General features: G+C 57.2%; 23 protein-coding genes. 7 read left to right on the plus strand and 16 right to left on the minus strand.

Translation table 11 applies throughout. The features are described 5' to 3' along the window. Positions 1-48 precede the first annotated feature (48 nt). From PLANPX_RS17735 to PLANPX_RS17745, 3 genes are all read right to left on the minus strand, one after another. On the minus strand, positions 49-390 hold the full coding sequence (locus PLANPX_RS17735; RefSeq protein WP_152100022.1) for a hypothetical protein: 342 nt from the start codon (positions 388-390) through the stop codon (positions 49-51). Between the two features lie 84 nt (positions 391-474). Then, positions 475-1,248 carry a recombinase family protein gene (locus PLANPX_RS17740; RefSeq protein ID WP_152100023.1) on the minus strand — a complete coding sequence of 258 codons (774 nt, stop codon included), beginning with the start codon at positions 1,246-1,248 and terminating at the stop codon, positions 475-477. Between the two features lie 947 nt (positions 1,249-2,195). After that, a complete protein-coding gene (locus PLANPX_RS17745; protein WP_152100024.1) occupies positions 2,196-2,507 on the minus strand; it encodes a metal-sensing transcriptional repressor in 312 nt (103 codons plus the stop codon). A gap of 370 nt (positions 2,508-2,877) precedes the next feature. Here PLANPX_RS17745 and PLANPX_RS17750 point away from each other — a divergent pair, with 370 nt between their 5' ends. The 5 genes from PLANPX_RS17750 (at position 2,878) to PLANPX_RS17770 (ending at position 6,584) form a co-directional block, all read left to right on the plus strand. Next, positions 2,878-3,216, plus strand: a complete 339-nt coding sequence (locus PLANPX_RS17750; protein ID WP_152100025.1) for a hypothetical protein — start codon at positions 2,878-2,880, stop codon at positions 3,214-3,216. Continuing rightward, positions 3,216-3,632, plus strand: coding sequence for a hypothetical protein (locus tag PLANPX_RS17755; protein WP_152100026.1), 417 nt, complete (start codon positions 3,216-3,218; stop codon positions 3,630-3,632). Before PLANPX_RS17750 ends, PLANPX_RS17755 begins: the two co-directional genes overlap by 1 nt. A gap of 310 nt (positions 3,633-3,942) precedes the next feature. Next, complete coding sequence (locus PLANPX_RS17760; RefSeq protein WP_232536429.1) at positions 3,943-5,178, plus strand: DNA primase family protein; 1,236 nt, start codon at positions 3,943-3,945, stop codon at positions 5,176-5,178. Next, on the plus strand, positions 5,165-5,392 hold the full coding sequence (locus PLANPX_RS17765; protein WP_152100028.1) for a helix-turn-helix transcriptional regulator: 228 nt from the start codon (positions 5,165-5,167) through the stop codon (positions 5,390-5,392). Before PLANPX_RS17760 ends, PLANPX_RS17765 begins: the two co-directional genes overlap by 14 nt. A 304-nt stretch (positions 5,393-5,696) precedes the next feature. Beyond that, on the plus strand, positions 5,697-6,584 hold the full coding sequence (locus PLANPX_RS17770; protein WP_172992148.1) for a tyrosine-type recombinase/integrase: 888 nt from the start codon (positions 5,697-5,699) through the stop codon (positions 6,582-6,584). Positions 6,585-7,014: 430 nt separating this feature from the next. On the opposite strand, the gene PLANPX_RS17775 is transcribed toward PLANPX_RS17770, so the two are convergent. Then, a complete protein-coding gene (locus PLANPX_RS17775; protein ID WP_152100030.1) occupies positions 7,015-8,034 on the minus strand; it encodes a hypothetical protein in 1,020 nt (339 codons plus the stop codon). Positions 8,035-8,080: 46 nt separating this feature from the next. Continuing rightward, entirely contained in the window at positions 8,081-9,448 is a 1,368-nt protein-coding gene (locus PLANPX_RS17780; RefSeq protein WP_152100031.1) for a hypothetical protein, read from the minus strand. A gap of 179 nt (positions 9,449-9,627) precedes the next feature. On the opposite strand from PLANPX_RS17780, the gene PLANPX_RS27460 reads away from it, so the two are divergent. Next, a complete protein-coding gene (locus PLANPX_RS27460; protein WP_172992149.1) occupies positions 9,628-9,804 on the plus strand; it encodes a hypothetical protein in 177 nt (58 codons plus the stop codon). 229 nt (positions 9,805-10,033) lie between these two features. Then, positions 10,034-10,423: a hypothetical protein gene (locus PLANPX_RS17785; RefSeq protein WP_152100032.1), complete on the plus strand. Its 390-nt coding sequence runs from the start codon at positions 10,034-10,036 to the stop codon at positions 10,421-10,423. A gap of 44 nt (positions 10,424-10,467) precedes the next feature. Here PLANPX_RS17785 and PLANPX_RS17790 read toward each other — a convergent pair whose 3' ends face one another. The 11 genes from PLANPX_RS17790 to PLANPX_RS28490 form a co-directional block, all read right to left on the minus strand. Next, a complete protein-coding gene (locus PLANPX_RS17790) occupies positions 10,468-13,260 on the minus strand; it encodes a phage tail tape measure protein (RefSeq protein ID WP_152100033.1) in 2,793 nt (930 codons plus the stop codon). A gap of 6 nt (positions 13,261-13,266) precedes the next feature. Further along, positions 13,267-14,919: a glycine-rich domain-containing protein gene (locus tag PLANPX_RS17795; RefSeq protein WP_152100034.1), complete on the minus strand. Its 1,653-nt coding sequence runs from the start codon at positions 14,917-14,919 to the stop codon at positions 13,267-13,269. Further along, positions 14,916-15,554 (minus strand): hypothetical protein, encoded by a 639-nt coding sequence (locus tag PLANPX_RS17800; protein WP_152100035.1) that lies wholly within the window; start codon positions 15,552-15,554, stop codon positions 14,916-14,918. The genes PLANPX_RS17795 and PLANPX_RS17800 overlap by 4 nt, the downstream gene beginning before the upstream one ends. Positions 15,555-15,863: 309 nt before the next feature. Then, positions 15,864-16,094 carry a hypothetical protein gene (locus PLANPX_RS17805; protein ID WP_152100036.1) on the minus strand — a complete coding sequence of 77 codons (231 nt, stop codon included), beginning with the start codon at positions 16,092-16,094 and terminating at the stop codon, positions 15,864-15,866. Next, the gene (locus PLANPX_RS17810; protein ID WP_152100037.1) at positions 16,091-16,303 is read right to left on the minus strand and encodes a hypothetical protein; all 213 of its coding nucleotides are present in this window, start codon (positions 16,301-16,303) and stop codon (positions 16,091-16,093) included. Before PLANPX_RS17810 ends, PLANPX_RS17805 begins: the two co-directional genes overlap by 4 nt. A 488-nt stretch (positions 16,304-16,791) precedes the next feature. After that, a complete protein-coding gene (locus PLANPX_RS17815; protein ID WP_152100038.1) occupies positions 16,792-17,610 on the minus strand; it encodes a hypothetical protein in 819 nt (272 codons plus the stop codon). 131 nt (positions 17,611-17,741) lie between these two features. After that, positions 17,742-18,068, minus strand: coding sequence for a hypothetical protein (locus tag PLANPX_RS17820; protein WP_152100039.1), 327 nt, complete (start codon positions 18,066-18,068; stop codon positions 17,742-17,744). A gap of 368 nt (positions 18,069-18,436) precedes the next feature. Further along, positions 18,437-18,919: a hypothetical protein gene (locus PLANPX_RS17825; RefSeq protein WP_152100040.1), complete on the minus strand. Its 483-nt coding sequence runs from the start codon at positions 18,917-18,919 to the stop codon at positions 18,437-18,439. A 106-nt stretch (positions 18,920-19,025) separates the two neighbouring features. Further along, positions 19,026-19,214, minus strand: coding sequence for a hypothetical protein (locus PLANPX_RS17830; RefSeq protein ID WP_152100041.1), 189 nt, complete (start codon positions 19,212-19,214; stop codon positions 19,026-19,028). 228 nt (positions 19,215-19,442) lie between these two features. Continuing rightward, the gene (locus PLANPX_RS17835; protein WP_152100042.1) at positions 19,443-19,889 is read right to left on the minus strand and encodes a hypothetical protein; all 447 of its coding nucleotides are present in this window, start codon (positions 19,887-19,889) and stop codon (positions 19,443-19,445) included. Positions 19,890-20,417: 528 nt separating this feature from the next. Further along, the gene (locus PLANPX_RS28490; RefSeq protein ID WP_420844050.1) at positions 20,418-20,537 is read right to left on the minus strand and encodes a DUF982 domain-containing protein; all 120 of its coding nucleotides are present in this window, start codon (positions 20,535-20,537) and stop codon (positions 20,418-20,420) included. Between the last annotated feature and the right edge of the window lie 194 nt (positions 20,538-20,731).

Genomic DNA, 20,731 nt, shown 5'->3' on the forward strand with positions numbered 1-20,731 from the left:
ATCTTCTCTGGCAAAGAAATCATTCGCCTCGCGCGTGACGAGCCAAGACTACCGATGAGCTTCCTCGTAAGTTAGCGCGAGGAAGTAGCCGCAGTTGTCATCGGAATGGAAGGTCGCAAGGATCGGGATGCGATCTTCAGCGGGGCCGATTCCGAAGCGGAACTGCGTCATCGTTTCGAAGCGGCCTAGCAAAAATGCAAGCGGAACAAGGACTCGGTTGATCTGTTGCGCGTCAGGATAGGTTGTTTGTTCCAACACATGACGAATCCGCGGGTCGAGAAGGACTGCATACTCAATCCCTACGAGTAGAGCATTCCTGGAAACATCCTCGTAGGCTTGCCGCAGCACCGTGACGAGCAGCTGGTCATATTCCACTGAGTGGCAGTTCAAAGAGTTCTCTCCAAATCAGGCCAAAAATAGCAGGCTCCTGATTGCTGTTAGCTCCGTCTGACACGTTCAAGAACTCTCAATTGCCTAATCTGGTTCGAGTGTATTGATGGCCGCGTGAAGTCGATTTCGAATAGGCGGAGGGATGTACTCATCCCGAGCCCATGCGTTGACTCGGCCAACGCCCACTCCAAGCGTCCGCGCGATTTTTATTTGCCCGAGTCCGCGATCACGCATCTCGGTCGCTTTCTTCACATCGAAGTACCGTTTCTTGGGGCCGATCTGCTTTCCTTTGGCACGAGCTGATCGCATGCCTGCCTTTGTGCGTTCTTTGATGAGTGACAATTCGTAGTCGGCGAGCACAGAGAATAAGCCCGCCAGCATACGACCTTGGGCCGTGGACAAATCAAAAGACTCACGCAAACTGATCAGAGTGACGTTGAGTTCGCCGACTTCCGCGAGGATTCTCACCAGGTGCGCGAGCGACCGACCGACGCGATCGATAGCGGAGACTACGAGAACGTTGATCTTGCGTTGCCGTAATTTGGTCAGCAACTCAGACCAAGCGGGGCGACTATCCTTCGATCCCGATTCGCCGACATCGACGAACTCTTCAATCTGTTCCCATCCACGGAGGCGGACGTATTCGCGGAGATCAAGCAGCTGTGCGTCAGGGCTCTGCTCGTCGGTCGAGACTCTAGCGTAAATCGCGACTTTGGGCTGACGTGACATCGTGATTCCACAACAGGATTTGCCTACATACTGTTTTGGCTTCGTGAGGCGCTTGAGATAATATGGAACGCCTCGTGGGTTGAGCGGAGCATGCGTAGAGAAACGAATCGATAATGAGTGCTCAGGCAAGGTTGCAGAAACTAGCGCTCGCAGTAGCAGCCGGTGTTCTGATGGGGTGCGGCGGTGACAATCCGTCCGAGGTGGATTCCTTCTCCGGAAAATCCGAGACGGACAAGCTGTCGCCGAATGGACTGACGACGGCCCCGACGTGACGCTTGTGCAAGACTTCGCTTACGTTGAACCAAATGGTAATCGCCGGGCGGCGCCAAAGGGCTCCGTAGAGAACGGGGCATCCATCCCGCAGTCCTTATTCTCCTGGACGCCCTCGGGCGATCGTCCTGATTATCTCTAAATCCAACGGAGAAATGGGGGGGGCGCTGCCGCACGGCAGCAGCTAACGACTATCCATTCTCGATCCGTAGGATGCCCCTGCACTTATCCTCCAGGATACGCTGTATCCGTACCGGCAAGCAGAAGACCAGCAAATCGTCGCTTTGCGAGCGATTCTTAGCGAAAAGAGGCGTTTGTTCTGCTCGCGATAGCGCCTAGCTGCTTGGCGGGTGACACTACTCCCTAAGGGCCCTCGCTGAGGGACAACCGAAGGCCGACCGGCGACGCCGCCAAATCCCTACTTACTCGCTGTTAATATCTACGACTCACGTTTTTGGTCGATCATCTCGTTTCGTCAGAACAGTCAAGCCAACGGTGGTCGTCGCCAAATGCTCAACGAGCGCCGAGAGTCGTTCTAGAAAACCAGTACCAGTTGAATGCGTGCAGGGCGTTCGAGGCTCGATGGTAGTAACTGCTGCCCTCGCGGGCTGTCTTTCGACGGCAATGGTGATCGTTGCCGAAGCGATATTATCAATGACATTCGAATCCTTAAAGACACATTCCATACGCACACGGCTCCTCAATACCAACAAGCGGAGCAACGGAGGCCTTTGAACTCTGCCGAGTAACGTCGACATGTGTTGCCGATCAATCAGATTTCCAAGTGCTACACCTGTATTACGGCGTCACTTTTGGCCACTGGTTCGTGCGCCGGTAAACACCTCAGCAGACTTGACCAACTCGCGCGTAACGTCTTCTACGCCAAGTTTCTTTACGTCGGAACTCTTCGCCCGAACTAGCAGGTCTACTAGCGAGCGGAAATGCCCCGTAATAATCGATTGGGCGGCACCTTTGAGTGACCCCATGGCGGTCTTCAGCAAGTGCGACATATCTGCAGTCGGTTCATCGTTTTCGATCTTCGAAACCAGTGACTCCATCTGCCCAATGGCTTTTCTTAATCGAATCAAGGCTTCCTTCTTTTCCTCGGCGGTGAGCATCTGCGAACCTTAACTCGCGGGTGGGGCTGAAAAAAAGCATCCTACATACCCCCCCTGGGTATACAACCCCCCCCTCGTTGATTCGTAACGTCTTCCAACCAAATGACTTAAGGCGCGAACCGCCCCGTCAGCAACAGCAACCCCAGGTGTGACTGCGAGCCCACGGATTCCCCTAACCCATTCCAACCAAACAACTTACGCACGGCACACCTGTAGCGAGGAGGCCGCAATCGCGTTCACGTACTTGAGTGAACGTGGTTTCACTTCGATACCGCCGGCGTGCCAGCACGCTGCCCGAGTCTCCTATCCAGGGGAAAAAATGAAACTGTTAGTAGTTCGCGGCGGCTCTCCCTCGCGGGGCAGCCACATAATGCGGCTCGACGAAGTCGAGCTGGTTACTAGTCGGTGGGGCAGCGATGCCTACCGATTCCACTTCCAGGTCCAATATGGCCCGGACAAGGGAAAAGAGGTCACCCGTCAGACCTCTCGCAGCGCGAAGCAGGGCGGCTCCCTGATCAAACTGCTTTCGGAAATGGCTGGCCGGGAACTGCTTCCCGGCGCTCGTCTCTCGCTCGACGACTTCGTCGGCAAGGACTTTGTTGTCCAGGTCGCTTCGTCGGCATTTTCATCGGGGCAGGGCGAGTACCTCTTCGTCCAGAGCGTGCGCCCTGCGTCGATCCCCGTAACCCAAATTCAAGGAGCAAACTGATGAATATCCAAAAAGCACTGTCCGAACGTGGCGTTCAGCCCGTTCCGGCCCCGCGTAGGAAGCGCGCCCGCCAGAAGGAGACGCTCTCGGCGTTCGCCGAGCTGATTCTCACCGCCTTCCACGAGGGCAACGACTGTCCGCTGCGCGACCTCGCTGACGCCGTCGGCCAGCACCGGACCAACGCCGTCGCCACCGCGTGCGGCGCCGGCGTCGGCGGTAAAGGAGGCGGCAACTTCTGGATGGAGCACGGCGTCGTCATCCGCTGCCGTGAGAACGCCGCGCTCGCTGCGGAATTCCTGAGCGAGGATGCGGCTCAGGACCTAGTCGGTTCTCTCGGCGTCGATTTCGACGACTTCATCGATTCGATGCTGTCGTTGCCGTCGCTGAGTCCTGCATGCGACGCCTCCGGTGCCTAGTCGGTAGGGTCGGTCAGCGTGCTTCGCACGCTGGCCGACCATTTTTTCGTCGCTACAGGCTTTTCACCAGTGTGCATCACGACTTCAATCGATAGCCGGCGATGCCATTTAATAGGAGATTCTCCATTTGGCTAAGAATGATGTTCTGGCAGCACAGTTCGCCACTACGGTACTGAACAATAACGCGTCCACTTCACCACACCGCACGATCAACGGTACGCTCTACCGCTACTCACCCGACCATGGTCGTTACATCAGCTTGAGCGCAGGGCAGCTTGAACATGAATTGTGCCGCGAGTTCGACGTTTTCATGCAGGAGCCAGCTGCGTTCTATCGGAAAACCGTCAAGGAGTTCTTACTACGGGCTCCTCGACTTGGCCCAACCGAATGCCCTCAGGCGGTCCTCTTCAAGAATCGCCAAATCCTCAGCGACAAAGCGAGCGTTCGAGATTGGGTCCTCCTACAAAACGGCATCTTTCGCTTCAGCAAGTTCGCGAAAGGGAAGCGCCACTTCACTCGCTGCCATCCTCGGTTCTTCACCAAGGCAGTGCGGCCTTTCGCTTACGATCCTACGGCACAATGCCCGCTGTGGCTCGACTGTCTCGCTCAGTGGCTCGACGTTCCGTCGATCAAATTGCTCCAAGAGTGGATGGGCTATACCTGCGTCTTCGATTCCAGCATGGAGCGGTTCGGCATCTTCTTGGGACCGTCTCGAACGGGCAAAAGCACGGTGGCAAACGTGCAAGAGTACCTGCTTGGAACCGATAATATTTCGAATCTTGGACTCGAACGCTTCTCTGGCAATTTCGGGTTAGAAGAGCTGGCGGAAAAGTTGCTGAACGTCTCAGCGGACATCGGCAATCTCCCAGTCGTCGCCGAGGGGCAGATCAAGGCGATTTCTTCCCGTGATCGCATAAGCTTCGACCGCAAGCATAAGAGCGCGATTAATATTCGTCCGGAGTCCAGGCTGTTATTCATCGGCAATCACATGCCGCGGTTCAAAGATCGCTCGAAAGCTATTCGGGATCGTGCCTTGATCATCGCGTTTGATCGCTCAGTGCCGCCCAACAAACGAGATCGCTATCTCGGCGACAAACTGCGAGCTGAGATCAGCGGCATCTTCAACTGGAGCATGGAAGGACTGCGGCGACTGCGGGAGACGCAAGCATTTACTGTTCCGCCGAGGATGGTCGAAGAGCTTGAGCAGATGAAGTACCTGGCGAACCCAGCACTGGAGTACTTGGAAGACTACGTCGAAGCGAGCGAAGCCGGCATTGTTCCGACGAGACGCTTGTTCGAGAGCTATGACCTGTGGTGCCGTCGCAACGGACTTTCTGGCCGCGACGTTAGTAACGTCAGGGAGCTCGGAAAGATGCTGAAGCAGCTATTTCCTGACGTGCGAAAGGCAGACAAGCGGATTGGCCCAGCCAAGATCAAGGTCTACTACGGCATTACGATCCATGACCAGGATCCGCCCAATCGTTTTCGCATCTCTGACCTACGCACCGAAGAAACCCCTGAGGAGAAAATCAATGAAGCCTGCTAGTTTCAATTTTGACCTGTTGTCCGCCGACGATTTGGCTCGCATGTTCAACAAGTCGACCGCGACGATCACCCGTTGGGTGAAGAAGAATAGGTTGCCGACGCCTATCCGCCCAGGAGGTCCCAACAGCACCCCATTTTGGCGTGCTGTCGACATTGAGGATTTCTTGCGGGCCGGCAGCATTCACGCCTACCGTCGCGAGCGTCGCGAGTCCTGACCCAAATTATGCGTGACGCTCGCCCCTGATCCAATTGTCCTATGACTGGAGAATCCCGTGGGATTTCGCAATGGCTTCGCTCGTCCTCCGCCGAAAAACCTGGTACATCACCTTCCGAATCGCTGGTCAACCGCGCCGCTACTCTACCGGTTGCCCCGAGCATGACCGGATTGGCGCTGAGATCAAGCTCCGAGAGCATCACCTCGCTGCTGCACACGCTGGCACGCGAGCTCAACCTAAGACGCCGCCTCGCTCTTTGTTAGAGACCGCCGATGCATACTGGCAGTACCAGCGAAGTCGCCAGATGACAGAGAAACAAGCTGACGGCAATCGCATGCGGATTCGTCGGCTGCTCGCCATCATGGGAACCACGGACGTTTCGTACATCACAGAGGCCGCCACGCAGGCAGCGCTCGCCTCGCTCCGCCGCACGCCTATGTCACCACGTCGCAAGCCGGAAGATATGCCGCTGGTCTCGCCCCGCACCCGCAACACATACCTGAAATCGCTCCAGTCACTCCTGACCTGGGGGCTGAGGAACAAGTTCATCGATTCCAATCCGCTAGCCGGTATGGCGTGTGAGAACGAGCAGGTTGACGTTCGTCACGCTCGCACCGCCTACACAGATGACGAATTCCGAGGCCTCTATCAAGCAGCGCTAACCAGCAACCGCGTCATTGAGGGCATTGACGGGCCAACGCGAGCACTCGCCTACTTCATCGCCGCTGCGACAGGCCTGAGCAGGAGCGAGTTGGCCAGCGTATCTCCCAATTCTTTTGACCTGAGCGGAGAGCATCCGGTCGTCAAGATTCGGGCGGCTCACTCAAAGCGTCGTCGACAGGATACACTGCCGCTAACCTCGCAGCTGGTCAGCTATTTGAAATTAGCGCTTCGTGACCTGCCAGCGGACAAGCTAGTGTTTCCAGGGCTGGAGAAGCGGAAGACGCACGTCATGATCAAGAAGGATTTGGCGGAGGCTGGTCTCGACTATCAAAATGCTGACGGCGAATTTCGCGATTGGCATGCACTCCGACACACTTATGTCAGCCGCGCTTGGAAGTCAGGGGCGGCTGCGCATGTAGTCAAGGAGCTGGCTCGACATGCCGATATCCGCACGACGTTGAGCTACAGCCACAATAGTCGCGAAGAGCTTAGGGCTGCGGTCGACGCGGTCCCGCAGTTGCCAATCTAGGACTAGCGAGGGCTGTCCCTGTGTCGCTATCGGTCCAGGGTTTTATGCTTCTTCCGGCAACCCGGTCCAGGGCCACGTCGACCACTTCCCGGGCCGCCCACTAAAGTTTTTTGGCGGGTGGCCTGCAGTCCAATGTGCAGTCCATGGGGCTTTGGGGCTGCGCGGAGATGGTCGCAGAAGCGACATGTATAGTACCCGCGACTGGATTCGAACCAGTAACCTTCGGCTTCGGAGGCAAGACTTGCGGTCGGTGAGATTGTCAAGAAAGCCCGTGTTTTCCGGGACTCTCTGAAGTATACAACACCGATTGATAAGCTCAAGTGTGTCCTAATTAGCTGCTGTTCTCGGACAAGCTACGGACACGGCTTTTTTGGTTCAGCGTCCGTAGCTGCGGGGCATTTGTCCGAGTTTGTCCGCGGATTGGCTGCCGTCACTGATTTGGCCACCACCATTCCGAAGATTTCTTCCATCCCCTATCGGGTGGAAGCCATAGCGGCGCTCCAACTGGCGCTAAGTCGGGCCGCATCTCAGGCTGGCCGATGCTCAACAACAACTCACCCGGAGCGTGTTGGCGAACCGCAATTGTTAGCTTCTGCAACCGGCTTGATGACGACGAAAGCCATGCCGTAAGTATCTGAGTCTTTGTTGACCGGTGAGCCATAATTGGCACCAGCAAGTCACTTGTTCTTGGCAACAAATCGGGGCCAAGAACTGAATGGTTCTCAGCGGTTGCTCCGCCTGCTAGGTCACAGATTGCAACCAAGTCTTCCGCAAGCCGGCCATCATCCATCTGGCTGGCAATGCCAAACATCAATTGACCGTGGGGGCGCGGGCAAGTTCGCGCGAACATTGTCGATATGATGTTGCCACCGGCTTTCTGTAAGCGCTCATTCGCAATGATCGCGTCATCATCCATCATCCATCGTATGACTTGCCCGGCTCCTGTAAGTCCGCCAGCCAGAACAGCACCGAAATGGCCGATACGCAGCAACTTCTCCCAAACATCTGGTTTCCAGAGTTGGGCTGTTTTCTCCGCGAAGGGGTGCATTTTCGCAAAGGGCTCAATCGCCTTGTGAATCGCAATACTTACGAGAACGCCATCGATCTCGTCTACTGACCGCAGAAAAGGAACGACTGCCTTTTGTTTGCTTTGATCGTTGAGGTTCTTGAAAGCGAATCGGCGTCCATCCTTCAGAAACTGCTCGCGAATCGATCGACGAATAGGATTCCAAGTCTTAAAAATGCTCTCATTCGTTGCGAGCAAATATGTGATGACTTGGAAAGGCGATTCTGAATGTTCGCCTGAGTAATCAGATGCAAACACGAGTTCGGAAGCGGCACGCAGATTGGGCAGTAAGTCAGGGTGTCGCTGCTCGTGAGGAACGATGAGGTTAGTCATCGCCCTCATGAGCGGATCGGAAAAGCTCTCTTCACACGGACGCCAGTTCATTCAATTCCCTTACGACACATTCCCACGCCGTAAAACGCCAGTCCTACTAAATATCTAGACAAATTGGCATGCAGTACTGTCGATCGGCATCCCTCTGACGACGCTTCATTGACTGTTCCATTTCTGTCCGCGCCTCCTCAGACATGTAAAAGGCATCTCCTGGCAATCCAGGCAACACCAACTCGCGATTGTAATTCACTTCACTGTCGTGAATGCCTTCTACCGCCGGATACACAACGGTGTCGTCTTCCGCGAGCACTTCTTTCAAATCTTCGTATGCGAATATCTGCGTGCCAACTCTGGCCAAATCATCGTCGTTGATAATTGCGACTGCGACAACGCTTCCCCGAAAATTCCGTCGTGATGATACTCTACAGTTCCGAGTACCAAGTATGTCGGTGTTTCTACCCGTCGATTGTTTTATATTCAGCAGTCGCTGCACATCTAACGGGAAGTTCACATCGACGCGCGAGATTCTGAGGTCACGAAAATCGTTCCCAAATAGAAAACAGTAGGCATTTGTGAACGGATCGGACGGAACCAGGCCGCATACTTCGGAATGCCTTAGTTTCAAGCCAACAGCTCGCCCGTTGAGGATTTGACTCCGGGAACCAAACGTAAAAGGGTTACGTTGAAACTCTTCTGCAACAAGCATTGACCTGTAGTCGTCGCAAATCAAATGTGCCAGCTTTGCAAACTGATTATGAACGTCGGTATCGAAAGTCAGGATAGGGACTTCGCGACCAAGCATGATTGCCGTAAGGGTCGCAGTTACCACAAACTCCTCATCGACAAACCGATTGGGGCTTGCACGTTCGTCCCAGCCTTTGCGGGCCAGCTCAGCGCCGCGCGCTCCAAATCGACGTTGCAACTCGGCGTCGATTTGAGCGTCTGTAGGTTCCTTTTTTGATTTGTGTTCCAGTAACCGAACTGCTAACTCGCCGACTTGCTTACGATACTTGAGTAGGGCCAAATAGTGCTGGTAAGCGGGCAAAGACTGGACGTATGCGGGAGCAAGTAGCTCAACCATGCCCGGTGCGGACTCTCGCCGTACAGCAGCCCACAATAGCTCGCGGAATGGAGTGTCGGCGACCCATGGCTTCAGCTCCGCGAGCATTGACGGTGTGATGCAAATGCCAGAAGCCAAGCAGGCTTCAACTAAGTACCACGGTGGTTTGCGAGAAAAGAAGCAAGTATCTGGAAAGAACTTAGTCCCAGGCCAAGCGAAATCGAACTGCTGTTTCAACAACAGAGGATGGGTAAAGAGCTTGGGGGTGCTGGATATGACTAGAGGTCGAGTTGGTTTGCGGAAGCGTGGAATGTTCGAAGGAGCGTCATATAGAGTATCTCCAAGCAATGCTGCGCTCTGCAGCTTGCGGGCAGTGTTCGTGTATTTACGCTTCGGTGCAACCATCGTTCGAAAGGACACTCAGGCTAGTGCGTGGTTCGCTCATTGTAGCGTCAAAGGCGCCATCGGCGCCTCCACCCATACAAATAGGCGCCCGAAGTCTGCCTATTTTAACAAGCGTCACTTGGCGCCGACGCGGGCGCGTCCATGATTGCAATAGACATCCGCCCTCTGGAGTCCACACCATGAAATCACCAGTTCTCATTTTGTTCGCCCTGTTTACCATCCCGCTCGGCTCGTATCTGGCCGATTGTGCCAACCATGTCGTTCACGAACACCGCAATAAAGAACTGAGAGCGCTCGAAGCAAAAAACGCAGCACTGTATGCGTCGCGTTACACCCAACTACACACGCCTGAATAAACTACCATGATCCGCGCTCTTCTTATCCTCGTCGTTTTTGCCTCGACCGCCCACGCTCAGCGGCCAATGATGCGTCAGGTGCCGGCTGTCAAGCAGCATTACTGTGCCCCGACGACTGTCGTCGTGATCGTCGTAAAGCAACGTCGGCCAATCATCTACTACGGAGGCGGGTGGTACCCACCTAACTGACTTTCCTTGCCTTTTCGCTTCTCATCTAAGGAACAACATCATGAAGACCGCTCAACAAATCCTCGACTCGATTGACACTCTGTTCGGCAACGTCGCCACCGATCGCCAAGGCACCGTCGAAGCCATGAAGCTGATCGCTCGCCGTGCCAATGCCTACGCCTCGCTGGAGACGGAAGACTGGAGCGACGATCTCGAATCCCTTTCCGACAACCAGCTTGTCGCCGAATGGCGGTCTGGAACCGCTGCGGCGGAAACTGAGCTGAGCAATCGCCACCGTGCGGCGTTGGTGAAGTCGATCGCCACCCGCACTGGTGATGCGGAGGCGGCAGAACTGATTGCCGACGCCGCGTTCGCCAGCGCACGCGAGCGGTTCAATCCAGTGACTGAAAACTTCTTCTGCCATCTTTTGGCCGCCTCTGTCGCGGCATAAATAAAAAAGGGCCGGTAGCGAAATTCGCTACCGGCCCTTTGCGTTTACTGAATTCGATTGATGCCTTGACGTTGCGCCCGGTTGATTCGCCGAACGATTTCATTTCCGGTCAGCCCGGGATCGCCTGCGCCGTTCACATTGATCGACACGTTCGTGTCTCCGATGCTAGTCACGCTGCCGCCGTTTTCACGATAGGCTGGTGATTGTCCGGCGTTCATCGCGTGAAGTTGCGAGTAGAACTGACGGCTCGACCGCGCGTTCATCACAAACTCACCGGGCGACAGCATCGCCGGAATGGTATCGATGCCGCGTGCCGCGCCACCCGATGCAAGGTGCATCATTCCGCCGAAGGCTTGATTAGTCACAGAGCCGCCACCACCAGCGGCAGCCGTCGCGGTGGCCCTCGCTGCTGCGGCAGCACGTTCCCAAGCGGCTGCGATCGCTTGCGCGGGCGAGACGGCGGCATTCATCGCTTGTGTTGCACCGCCGAACTGGCCGGCGGGGTTCTGTGCTAGAACCTGTTCCAACTTCGTGAGCTGAGCTTGTAGACCGGGGTCCACCGTCGAAGTCGCCTGTAGCTGCTTGAGTTGCTGAAGCTTCACGAGCGCCTGGTCGAGCTGGATGATATCCTGCGCGAATCCAAGCTTGCCGACGATCGGGTTCTCACCATTCAATGCGGCTTCGCCGAATTCGTTACGTTTAGCTATCACCGCCGAGAGTTCTTGCTCAGTGATGTTGCTCGATTGGGCGAGTGCCGAAAGATCGGCCTTCAACGTCGCGAGCTGTGCCCGCAAGCCATCCGCAAATTCACCCGTCGTGCCGTTACCGGTGCCGCGAACGGATGCCAGAGCCGTATCCACTTCGGTGCTGATCGTGTTGAGTTGCTGGCTTGCCGTCGCGGCGTTCGCAATCGCCTGATTCAGCTCGCCGATTTTATTGACAACGCTTTCGGTCGCCGCCGCAAGCTTGCCCATTGTGTCAATCTCGCGACCGCCGACGACGCTTTCGAGCGCTGACACGCCGCTACTGCTGTTGAGGGCGTTGGCAATCTGATCTGCCGAGAACGCTCGATTCATCGCGTCGGCAACTTGGCGGGTGTTCGCCAGAATCTTCTGGTTAGCCAAGTTTGCCGCTTCGACTTTCTGCTGCTGAGCGTCGCGATACGATTGCACTTCCTTGGCGTTCGACTCTTCAAGGGCCCGTAGCCCCTGGTTGCGATTCGCGTCGATGGTTTTGCTCAGCTTGTCGCCGAGCAACTCGCCGGCACCTTGAGCGATTGGCACTAGTGCCAACGCCCCGAGCGCCTTGCTGAGTCCAGCCGCACCTAGCTTGGCTGCTGCCAACTGGCTAATCAGGAGGCCAATCACCGCGACGATGTTATCGACAGCGGGCACGCTGGCATTGATCGCAGCCGTGAGATGCTGCGTCGCGTTCGTCGTCTCAAGGAAACGCTTAGTCGCGACAATCAACGCGCCGCCGACTTCCGTCACGAATACGTTTTTGATCTCGTTGAATTCCTTGCGAACGCGCTCGCCGTCATTGGCCGTCGCTTCAAGGAATTTGTTGTGCGCAAAGTCCCGGCCGGCGGCGTCCATCTCGCGGATGTTCGCCGAGAGGGACGCAAGGTTGTCGCTCGTCAACGATGCAGCACCAGCCAGACCGCGGACGTTCGGAAACAGCGCGACCATTGCCGACGCACTTCCGCCGGTGGACTGACGTAACTTTTCGAGCACGCCGACGAACCCGAGACTCTTCAAGGCCGCTTCGCCACTCTCGAATCCCATGTCGGCGAGCGCCTTCGCCATCGCCTCGCTGGGCTTCAGCAAGGCAGAGACGATCGCGCGGAGCTGAGTGATTGACTCGGAAGTTCCCGAGCCGCGGACGCTGATCGCTGACAAACCGCCGAGAACTTCCTCAAGACGGAGGCCAGTTTCTTTGCTGATCGTGCCGAGCCGACCGAAGGCGTTCGACAATTCGTTCGCTTCGATGCGGCCCAAGTCGATCGTCTTGAACATCAACGACGCGATTCTGTCGGTATCACTAGCATTCAGATTGAACGACTTCAACGCACCGGACAGAAGATCAACAGACGACTTGGCATCGCTATTGGTCGCCTTTGCGAACTCAAGCGCCTGTGATAGGAACTGAGTGGACTCCGCTGCGTTGCCAATCTGGTTGCTGATCGTCTGATAGAGGGCAGCGCTAGTCTCAAGCAACGGGACGTTGAACTGGTTGCTGAGGTCCAGCACTGACTTGGATAGCGCGTCGGTCGATTGTTTGGAATCGTCGATCGTTCTGATGAGACTAATGCTTGCGGAGAAGTCAGCCGCCTCGTTCGCAGTCGCCTTGAAGCTGTTCCGCAACGTGCTGAGCGCGCGGACGATGGCTTGCGTGTAGACGACCCGCGACAGCAGCGCGATCGACGTGGTCATTCGCTGGCTACTTGCCGCAACTTGCGCCGCCGTCGTGTTCGACTGCTTACCGAGCCGCACCATCGCGTTACCGATCTTCACGCTTGCCGACTGTCCCGTGACGCCGGCTTGCTGAAGACTCACCGCCAATTGCGCGGCAGCGGAAGACGCTGCGTTGAGATTAGCGGCGGGGTTGTTCTGGTTTGCAGAGACAGCGGCGAGAGCCGAAGCGGCCGCGTTACCGTGCTTGCCGAGTTGGATGAAGGCGCTGATGGTTTTACCAGCGCTTTTGTTGAAAACACTCAGCGTCGATGCCGTGGAACCGAGTCGGTTCTGGAAAGTGACCAGCGCCCCGTCGAGCTTGGTAAGTTCTGCGAAGCATTGCGAGGCATCGAATCCGAGTACCTGCTTAATTTCTGTAGTCATTGGTTCCTAAAACGTTGTGATGACGACGCAGATGCCCGGGGCACCTGAACCGCCTTCATTGAAATTGGATTGGCCGTTCAGCTTCGCTGCGCCACCGCCACCGCCGCCGCCATAGAGGCCGCCGTTCCGTCCCTCAGTGTTAGCGATGCCGCCGGTACTTCCCGTGGTGGTAGGACCGCCGTTCGCTCCCGCGCCACCGAACTCGGCGAGCGTGGTTCCAGCGATGAAAGCTGGCCCGTTGCCGCCGGGTTCCGCGCGGACAGTAAGGATGCCGGTGCCGGCAATGCTCGACGACGCACCGCGATTGCCTTTAAGACCGCCAGAGTTGCCCCCAAGACCACCAAACGTATCTTCTACATTGCTCGCGTTCGCGCCGGCACCACCACCGCCACCGCCGCCAGCCATGTGGTTTGAGTTGTTGGAGGCGTCGCCACTAACTGGGATCGTCGAACCACCAACACCGCCGATGCCGCCGGCAGTGCCGTTGGCTGTCGAGCCTGTACCAGTGGCAACTGATCCAGTGCCAGCCGCTCCGGCCGTGCCCGCCGACGTTGTTCCGCCGCCGCCCGCGCCGCCGCCACCGGCGGTGACGTGGCTACCAAAAGTAGTCGCGCCACCATTCCCGCCTGCGTTGCCATTGGAGTTGGACGTGTGAACGGATGCGGCGGCAGTACCACCAGCGCCTACCGAGACGGAAACGGTGCTAGCGAGACTACTCGCAGAGATGACCGACGTTGCGTAGCAGCCACCACCGCCGCCGCCACCAGCGCCACGAACAGTTGCCGAACCGGAAATCCGGCCCGAACCGCCGCCCCCACCACCGCCGATGCAGTGAACAGTGACGGTGACCGCGCCAGATGGCTTAGTCCATGTTGCACCTGCCGTGAATATTTCGATCTTCGGCAAAGTCGCAGCGGAGCCAGGCGCACCGTCCGCACCCGGCGGCCCTGGATCGCCTTGAAGTCCGGGCGCACCCGTCAAACCTTGGGGGCCCTGTTCACCTTGAATACCCTGCTCGCCTTGCGGTCCGGTTTCGCCGGGCTCACCTTGCGGGCCAGTCTCGCCGGGTTCACCTTGTGGACCTTGCTCACCATCAGCACCGGGTTCGCCTTGCGGGCCGGTGTCACCGGGCGGACCTTGCTCACCCTGTTCGCCTTGCGGCCCGGGCTCACCTTGTGGCCCCTGTTCGCCGGGCGGCCCCTGCGGTCCGGGTTCTCCGCTACCACCGCCTTCGCCGCTATGGAAGACGCGCGAAGATGAAAAGCCGTCGCGGCCATCCTTGCCCGCAGCAACCAAGAGGGACCAACCGTCACCGTCCGGTGGTTCCATCATCGTGGGCGCGGTGCAGACGTATGCGCTGCCGTCGTACTCGACAACACTGTTGACTTCATATTGCCGACCGGGCGTCCACTCGCCAGCGAAGTTGAATCCTTTGCCGGACTCACCATCTTTGCCATCGCTGCCGTCACGGCCGTCTTTTCCATCGGCACCGTCGCGGCCGTCTTCGGGAATGTCTGCCGGATCGACGGGAGCGGCGGTGGGGCGCGCTGATCCTGATCGATCGACGATGTAAAACTTGCCCGATTTTGTTGAGTAGATGTCGCCGGGTTTGTATTCGTGGTACGGATCGAATGGACCCGTGAAATTGAAACGCTTCATTTCAGCATGGCCGCCACTTCCGGCGGCAGAACCTCATTTGCTTTGTATCGCGCAACCAAACGACGAACCTTTATTACCTGAGTGCCAGTTTTGGCGAAATCTGCTTCTGTCAGGTCAACCGTACCATCAGAGTTGCGGACGGCGCGAAGGTCGCGTCGCTTGCGCTGCTCTTCAGCGGCGCGAGCTTGCTGTTGCTCGGCAAGCAATCGTTGCTTCGACGCGATGGCTTCGCGTTCCTTCGCCTGTCGCTGATCGGCGGCGAGCTTGTCGGCTGCGAGCTTATTGGCTTCGGCGGCGAGGCGATTGGCTTCGGTCTGCTGAGCGTGAATCTCGGCGAGCATTTCACCTAACGTCGTGATTCTCGCCGCGAGCTTTTCGGCACGCTCACGATCGGCGAGCGTTTCGACTTCATCGCTGAGCGATTCGAGATCGGCGGCGACGGCTGCGGAGAATGTAGCTCGCCACTCTGCCGGCGATGCCGGGTTGTCGAGCAATCGATTCGCTTCAGTCAGGTTGACGCCAAGCGCATCGCAGATCGCGGCGGCCGCGGCGGCTCGCGGTAGCTGATAACAAACGACACCGCCGCCAGCGACGGCGGCGGAGTATCGATTGTCTTGTTGATAGGTGACTATCACCGGCTGTTGCCCCGCTGGTACAATTGCTTTCGCTCAGCAATGCTGAGCGACTCTTCCGCGCCCTGCGACTGGTAGATCGCGAGCGTGTGGTGATATTGATCACGTTCGCACGTCTCGCCCCAAAATGATTGCCCACTGAGGGGACAGCGCATTCCTGTTAAGTCGCCGTTTTGGTTGCGGATAACATATCCGGGGATCGTGTATCGGTTCATTCGTCTTCTTGCTCTGATGGTTTGGGAAAGTGAACCGGGTTAGGACCCGGCACGGATACGGGACCGTGAATAGGTCCGGGAACGCTGTAGCTGCTCATTAGGTCATGTACTGCCCAAACAAGTGGACAAAACGCTTGGCGACGAGATGGTCTGCGCCGAACTTCGTATTGAGGGCTCGGCTGACATACGAATGCTCGCTATTCCCGGGTCCACGACTGAAGCCGCTGGAATAGGCGTCGGCCATGAGGGTCAAAATGCAGACGAGCGCCGCGCCCTCAAAATTCTGGTGCGCGGGAATGTTCGATAGAACGTAGGCGTAGGGGTTCATTGGTTGCCTTTCTTAAGCAAGTAGTACTGACGACGAAAGTCGGTTTCGTCGTAGTTCGAGAAGAGGGTTTCGAGTTGTTCGGGCGTGAGATGCTGTGAGAGCTTCTCGCGCGCTTCAGACTCGACGACGCCGGTGAAGAGAATCATGGTGTCGCTGACACCGGAGAAGAGATCGCCGTCACGGGCGATGCGAAATGGATGGTCAAACATCAGTTGCCTTGTGAAAAGAAAACTGCGACCGGCAACGTTGCCGATCGCAGCGAGGCTAGCTCCCTCAGATAGCGGCCGGAGTCGGCACGCTGTACTTAGTGCGGCGCTCACTCAGAGTGAGGTCTGCGCCTTGTTGTTCAATAAGTGCGGCTGTAAATTCCGCTTGCTCCCGTTCGGTCGCAAAGATGCGGAGGCTGATAGGGCAGCGCCAAGAACTGCTGCCGTCATGCCGTGTGAGTTTGTCGCCGGTCATTGCGGGCACCTCTCCATCATCGCCTCAGCCTTTGCGATTAAGGCGTCTGCTCGACTGGGCAGTAAACAGCGTGCGCTAACGACTGCCCACGCGGTGCGAATTGCCTCAGATGTACGAAGATTCTGCTTCTGCCTCGCGGCCTCCTGTGATTCTTCATTGCCCGGCTCAAATGCGAATCTTTCCGAGGTGATAGGGCAGTAAAAGAAATCATCCGCCTCAAAACTTAGATCGGCTTTCATTGAGCGGCCTCGACGATCTCAGCAGGGGCATCGGCTTCGGCCCATTGTTGTTTGACTTCGTTGCCGTTCACCACTCGATAGCTGACGTTACCGTCAAGGTCACGCATCCGCAGAATGCGGTCGCCGACATCGGGGTCCGCAGCGTGCGCCTTCGCAGCGCTGAACGGGGCGATAGTTGGTAGAGTGCTAAGACGTTGTTCGACGCGCTGGCGTTCGGCGGCGACGCCGAGTTGAACTTCAGCGTTTCGGATTTGGGTGAGAGCGGAGAACTGTTCCGACATTTCGCGGAAGACAGTCAAGTCACCAGCGGCCTGTTCTCGGATGCGATTGGCGAACGCCAAATGACTCTGCGGTGCATCGCTGAACGCAATACGCTCCCACAGGTCGAGTGCATAGGTCTGTGCGGCTTCACGCTCGGCGTCGGGTGCTGCTGGGTTCTCCCGCGACATGCGCGCGTCGTAGTCGGCTTTGGCTCGACGCTCCAAGTCCTTCGGCGTTTCGCGTCTCTCACCGCGCAGAGCGGTGAGATAACTGCGATCATCCATTGTGTGCGGTGGCTTCTGATTCGACGGCGTCGGCGTCATTCGCCAAGCGTTCTCATCGATGCGCGTGAGCAAGTCACGATCATCTTTAGAACGCTTCAGTCCGTGGACCAATTCGTAGTCGCTCAGCTCGCGGCCGGCGTACGCTTCACGCCGCGCGATGGTGGCGTCGCGCCACTTTTCTGCCGCTTCGTAGGTGCTGAAGATTTGTCCGAGCACCGAGTAGTGAGTGCCTTTGTGATTGTTCGTTTGACTGATGGCAGCGCTAGCCATAGTGACCTTTCAAAATTATGATTGCCGCGCGAATCTCGTTGCGATCAAGGCTGGCGCGGCGTGGAATGAATGCGGTTCGGTCCCCATAGCGGAGAACGAATTCGTCGGCGTATGTCTCGACCACGACGGAGTTAGGAAGCGGTGGGCAGCCGAGGTGCCAGAGCATTTGGCGTGGGGTGAGCATCGCGTAGAAGAATCTCGCACACGGTTCGTAAATAGAATTCGCTGTAGTTTTCAAGACTCAACGCGAAGCTGAGCTTGCCGTGCGCGAGGGTGAGCTTGCCGCCGTCCATACTCGCTTTAACGCGGCTGTCGTACCTAAGCCCGAACTTCGCGCAGAGCTTGACGAGATGTCGATTGGCGTCGTCATCGAAGCCGCGACGCTTACCATCTTCGGCCTTAAGTCGCTGCCGCTCTTGCCCACTTTTGTGTGACCACCAGGGTCTTGGAGGTTTCATTTGATGCCTCTGAGTAAACGGATTCGGCGAGCTAGACAACGAGTCGCCCGCCGATCGTCCGCGCCATCTTTGCGCGGTCGCCGCGGAACCCCGCGGTATCAGCGGCGGGCTACTTGTGGGCCTGCCGCTGTTAAGGAATTGAAGAGCGGCGGGCGTCGTCGTTGTGGGTCGACGCCCGCCGGTGCTACGACGCGATCGAAGGCAATCGCGGAGCAACGAAGAGTGGCGAGCGCGAGGATGCCTTCGCGCTCGCCGAACCCGACGACGTGCAACCGCCGTCGAGCAATGATAATGGCCGCCGTCGCGCGCTGGCGACGTTTACGACGGCGGCCCGCTGCACCCCGGCCGTTCGAGTGGGGTGCTTGCGTTTACTGATGAACGAGAACTCTTGCTCGCCCGTGTGACTTCTTACCTGGGACGGCGATGAGTGGCGGGCCGGGCGTCATCGGTTCCCAACTCAGGTTGGCGACGAACTTCTGATTAGCCGTGCCGCAACCGCTTGGATGCTTAGGCGGCAACGCATGAGAGACTCGATAACGTGACCAGAAGTAGCGGTCGTCTTTGGGGAGGGAAGCCAAGAATCGGCCGTAGAATTCGCGGAACGGAATCATCGCGCCGTCAACAACGTGGCAGTTGGCGTCGATGAACTGCTTCAGCGCCGCCGCTCTGGCCACCGCGACCGCAATGCCTTCCGACTTCGCGAGCTTGATCGCTTCGCGAATTTTCTTGTGCCGGAATCCGCGGCCCCGAAGATACTCGACGACCTTTTCGCGCGAGAGATGTTGCACGAGAGCGCCGTCGAGTTCGATGCCGAAACGTAAGCGCGCAGAGGGATCGTAAGTGATCCTCATGAGCTGACCCTTTCAGATGCTGACCCTTGAAGATGAAGACAGCCGCCGCGTGACCGCCGGCCGGGTCAGTGGCGGGCGGACAGGAAGGCGCGACGGCGTGTTCGAGCTAAGCAGCCGGCGCGGCGGCGAGCTTGGTGGCTGCGATCTCGATCGCAGATTGGCGGATTGATCGCCCGCTGCCCATTAAAATGGCGGCGACGGTCGCCTGCGCGACATTCCGCAGAACGCTGCCATCGTCTTTAACAACGGTCCATTGCTGGCCGCGCGGAGCGGCGCTATCGTAACTAATCGTCATGGGAATCCTGAAGTGGGCCAGCGTGGCCAAGAGTGCGCAGCAGGGCGCTTACCTATGTAGTTCTCTACATAGATAGAATACGGGCATTTCCTGAAATTTTTCAGGATCGCTCAGGATTTTCACGAAAAAGACGCCCGACTCCTAGATGACTCCAGGAGGGGCGATTGCAAATCGGCGTCTCAGAAGACGCATTAGCAAAGAGATGCTGCGTACGGGCCTCGTAGCGGCTCAGGCGGGGCGTTTGGCCAAGTCTTTGACCACGCGGACGTTTCGATTGCCAGCGACGCTTGGATGGTCGGTTACGTTCAGCGCTTGAGCCACTCGCTTACGCGACCAGTTCGGTCGGAGTGCCGGCGACAGCCAGGCGAGAAACGCTTCGTAGAACGCGGCGAACAGCGTCGAGCAGTCGCGCCGCGGGATGTAGTGCTCGGCAATGAAGGCGGTGATGATTTCGCGGTCGGTCTCGACCGTGGTGGTTTGAGGGCGAGGGACGCGAATGACTGGGCTAACACCGGCCGAGCCAGCTTCAGCCCAACCACGGTCGATAATCTTTTCGGCGTCGACCTCGCTGTAGCCATCGCGGAGCAAGGCGGCAAGCAGATGATTGCGGCCACAGGTGACCGTGTACTGCTTTCCGAGCGATTCGTAGCGGCGATATTGGAACGAAATACCCAAAATAGTTACTAACTTAAACAGGACTAGGAGCAATGGTTATTCATTTGCAGCCTTACGCTGCAACGACTTAGTGACGAAAGTTATCCAGTGATTCGGGTTTTGGCCCGCATCACTATATAGAGCGCAGCAATATCACTTCCCTATACAGTGAAGTGGGCAAATACCGAGTCACTAGATAACTAATAATGATTCTTCTTGTCTTCTTCTTCTTCTTCTCTTCAAATTTATAGGGTTTTATGCCTGCGCGTTAAAGTGACCGACGTGATACTGGTCGCTCGCGGTTCTGTTTAAGTTTTTTAACGATCGCTTCCGCTTTCTGGTATCCACCACCCGACTGAGACGGTTCCGCAGGCGACCGGCTGGTCAGCCACCCGCCACCGAAGGCCATGATGCCTCGCTCTGCGGCCGCGTACGCACTCAGAGATGCATCGCTGATTGAACCCAGCTCGTGCGGCCAGCGCTTGACTCTCGAACTGGTGAATAACGGTGCCGGCGTCGTCGATCGCTACAATTGCTGTGCTCACACACCTAATACGCTCGACCATGCCCCGTGGCGGCGCTATTCACGATACTTTCGGCGCATTTCTGCGCCGAGTCGCGCCGCGGTGGCCATTCCCTTCGGAGTAATCGCCTAGCAAAGAGCACCACGGTTGTCGTAGAAAGTCGAGCTTGGTTTGAGCGCCACCGCCGATCCGATTATGCCGGCGCTACAATCGTTAGAATCCTCAAAACCCGCATAATCGTTACAATCGGCTCGCATTGGCCAGCGGCCGTCGATGAGCTACGGCCAATCAGTCCGTTGCTCATTCGTTGAAAACACCGAGAAAACAAGAGATCAAGCG

The sequence above is a fragment of the Lacipirellula parvula genome (assembly GCF_009177095.1).
GTDB lineage: Bacteria > Planctomycetota > Planctomycetia > Pirellulales > Lacipirellulaceae > Lacipirellula > Lacipirellula parvula.